We start from the raw sequence: 2,711 nt of genomic DNA, 5'->3' as shown, positions 1-2,711 counted from the left end.
CCCGGGCCGGGCGGCACGTCGAGACCGCCACCGAAGAGGTACCAGACCGAGGTGTCGAGCACTCCGGCCAGCTTGGTGAGCGTTTCGAGTTCGACCGCAGCCGGGCTCGTCTCCAGGTACTCGAGATAGCCGACGGCCATGCCTGCTCTGGCTGCGGCCTGCTCGCGGGTGAGCCCGAGCTGTTCGCGGCGGTGTGCGACTCTGCGGCCGACGTCGCCGGGGTGGGCCGGGCGGGCCTTCGCCCGGCCGTCGTCCGTGCTGCTCATGACCATGCCTCCGTCTGCTGTCGGGTCCGTCGCGACCGGTCACCGGCCGTGCGGGACGATCACCAGCGGCGAGGTGCAGCGGTGTACCAACGCCCGTCCGGTGGAACCGAGCAGCATGCCTCGGAAGCCGCCGAGGCCGCGGCTGCCGACGACCAGGCAGCGGGCGCGGGTGGCGGCGATGGCGAGCATCCGCGCCGGGTCGCCGGTGAGCACCTCGTGCCGGACGCGGACGTCCGGGTACTTCTCGCGCCAGCCCGCCAGCGACTCCGAGAGGTCGACCAGCGTCTCCTCGACGAGATCGGGCCAGTCGGCCTCACGCGGTCGGCGCACCTCCACGGCCTGCAGGTCCACCTGACCCAGCGCGGCCTCCTCGAAGGCGAAACCGATCGCGGCCACAGAGGCGGCCGAGCTGTCGACACCGACCACGACCGGTCCGCCGCCGGAGACGTCCGGCGCCGGCTCGGGGACGAGCGCGAGCGGGCACTCCAGGTGACCGGCGAGGGACGCGCCGGTCGAGCCGATCGGCAAGGCCGCATGGGCCTCCGACAGACGCCGGACGCCGAGCACCAGTTGCCCGGCCTCATCGGAGGCCTCCCGCAGCACGTGGACGGGCCGGCCCTCGGCGAGGCGGGAGGAGATCTCCAGCCCCGGGTGCCGCTCCGCGGCCAGCATCCGGGCGGTGTCCAGCAGCGCGTCGCCGGCGGCTCGGAAGCCGATGGCCCAGCGATGCGCGGGACGTTCGGGTTCGTTCTCGGGCGGGATGCCCGTGGGCCACTCCTGGGCGTGCAACAGCAGGAGCGGCAGGCCGCGCCAGGCGGCCTCGTCCGAGGCCCACCGGACGGCCCAGTGGCTCGCCTCGGACCGGTCGACGCCCACGACGACGGGGTAGCGGCTCTTGGAGTCGTTCATCAGGAACTCCCTTCGACTGCCGCCAGGCAGATCGCCGGCGGTCTCGCAGCGCCTTGATCACCTTCATCGTCCGGCTCCCGACCGCCGTGCAGGAGGGCCGGTCGGGCCGACACCCGGACCGGTGGACCCAGTGCGGAGGGACGGGACTCAGTGGCCCAGCCGCCGGGGCCGACCGGCCCTGTCGTGCAGACCGGGCCGGGCCGACGGTGGAGGTGAGCCCCTGTACGGCCGGAGAGAGGGAGCAGGAGATGTCCACCGTTCAGCACCCGCCGCCCGCCGCCGAGGCACTGCTGGCGGACGGCACCACCGCACTGATCCGCCCGCTCGGCCCGGAGGACCACGATGCGGTGCTCGACCTGCACGCTACGCGGATGTCCGAGGCGAGCCGCCGGATGCGGTTCTTCGGCGCGAGCCGCCGCTCGCCGGAACTGGCCGCCGACCGGCTCTGCGGTCCGCCCCGGCCGGGGCTGCTGGCGCTGGGCGCGTGGGTGGGCGGCGAGCTGGTCGGGGAAGCGGACTACGAGACCGGCGTGGCGCACGTGGACACGGCGGAGCTGGCGCTGGCCGTCGCGGACGCCTGGCAGCACCGGGGCGTCGGGACGCTGCTCATCGAGCACCTGGTCCACGCGGCGCGCGAGCGCGGCGTCCGGGCGATCGAAGCCGACACACTGGCCGGAAACCGGGCCGTGCACCGGGTCTTCTCCGACCTCGGTCTCCCTGTCCACCGCCATTTCGACCGGGGCGAGATCCGCGTCCGGGTCCCGCTGGACGAGGGCGACGAGCACTATCGCGAGGCCGTCGACGTCCGTGGCCGCACCGCCGACGTGGCCAGCCTCGCGGCGCTGCTGCGGCCGCGCGCGGTTGCCGTCGTCGGCGCCTCACGCCGACCGGGGTCGGTGGGCCAGGCAGTTCTGTTGAAGATCCGTCAGGGCGGTTTCACCGGTGAGGTGTGGGCCGTCAACCCGTATGCCGAGCAGATCGCGGGTGAGCCCGCCTACCCGGCGCTGAGTGCCTTGCCCGGGACGCCTGACCTGGCCGTGCTGGCCGTACCGCCGCAGGTGGTGCCGGGCGCTGCCGAGGAGTGCGGCCGAGCCGGGGTGCGGGCGCTGGTGGTGCTCACCTCGGGCCTGGACGCCGCCCAGGCCCGGCAGTTGATCCGCGCCTGCCGCCGTCACTCGATGCGGCTGGTCGGCCCGAACAGCCTGGGCATCGCACAGACCGACCCGCAGGTGCGGCTGGACGCCGAGTTCGGCGGCGCCTTCCCGCTGCCGGGCAGTGCCGGGGTGGCCGTGCAGTCCGGCGGTGTCGGCATCGCGCTGCTGGAGCGGCTGGCCTGGCTCGGCATCGGAGTGTCCAGCTTCGTCTCGCTCGGCGACAAGTACGACGTCAGCGGCAACGACCTGCTCCAGTGGTGGGAGAGCGACCACCGCACCGACCTCGCACTGTTGCACCTGGAATCCTTCGGCAACCCGCGCGCGTTCGCCCGCACCGCCCGCCGCGTCACCCGGACGATCCCCGTGCTCGATCCCCGTGCTC

General features: G+C 74.1%; 3 protein-coding genes. 1 reads left to right on the top strand and 2 read right to left on the bottom strand.

Annotation, left to right across the window (positions count from 1 at the left end; translation table 11 throughout):
• Positions 1 to 266 (bottom strand): helix-turn-helix domain-containing protein (locus ACXJMZ_RS16230; protein WP_457030749.1); only part of this gene is annotated, 266 nt, incomplete at its 3' end.
• Between the two features lie 39 nt (positions 267 to 305).
• A complete protein-coding gene (locus ACXJMZ_RS16225; RefSeq protein WP_457030748.1) occupies positions 306 to 1,175 on the bottom strand; it encodes a universal stress protein in 870 nt (289 codons plus the stop codon).
• Between the two features lie 248 nt (positions 1,176 to 1,423).
• Here ACXJMZ_RS16225 and ACXJMZ_RS16220 point away from each other — a divergent pair.
• The coding region (locus tag ACXJMZ_RS16220) for a GNAT family N-acetyltransferase (protein ID WP_457030747.1) at positions 1,424 to 2,711 on the top strand (1,288 nt) is incomplete at its 3' end.

It is taken from the genome of Kitasatospora sp. P5_F3 (assembly GCF_054049135.1).
This window is presented reverse-complemented; position numbering and strand designations above follow the sequence as displayed.

Bases quoted from the DNA above. Each gene is read 5' to 3' on its own strand.
- ACXJMZ_RS16225 (WP_457030748.1), bottom strand. From the start codon at position 1,175: ATGAACGACTCCAAGAGCCGCTACCCCGTCGTCGTGGGCGTCGACCGG.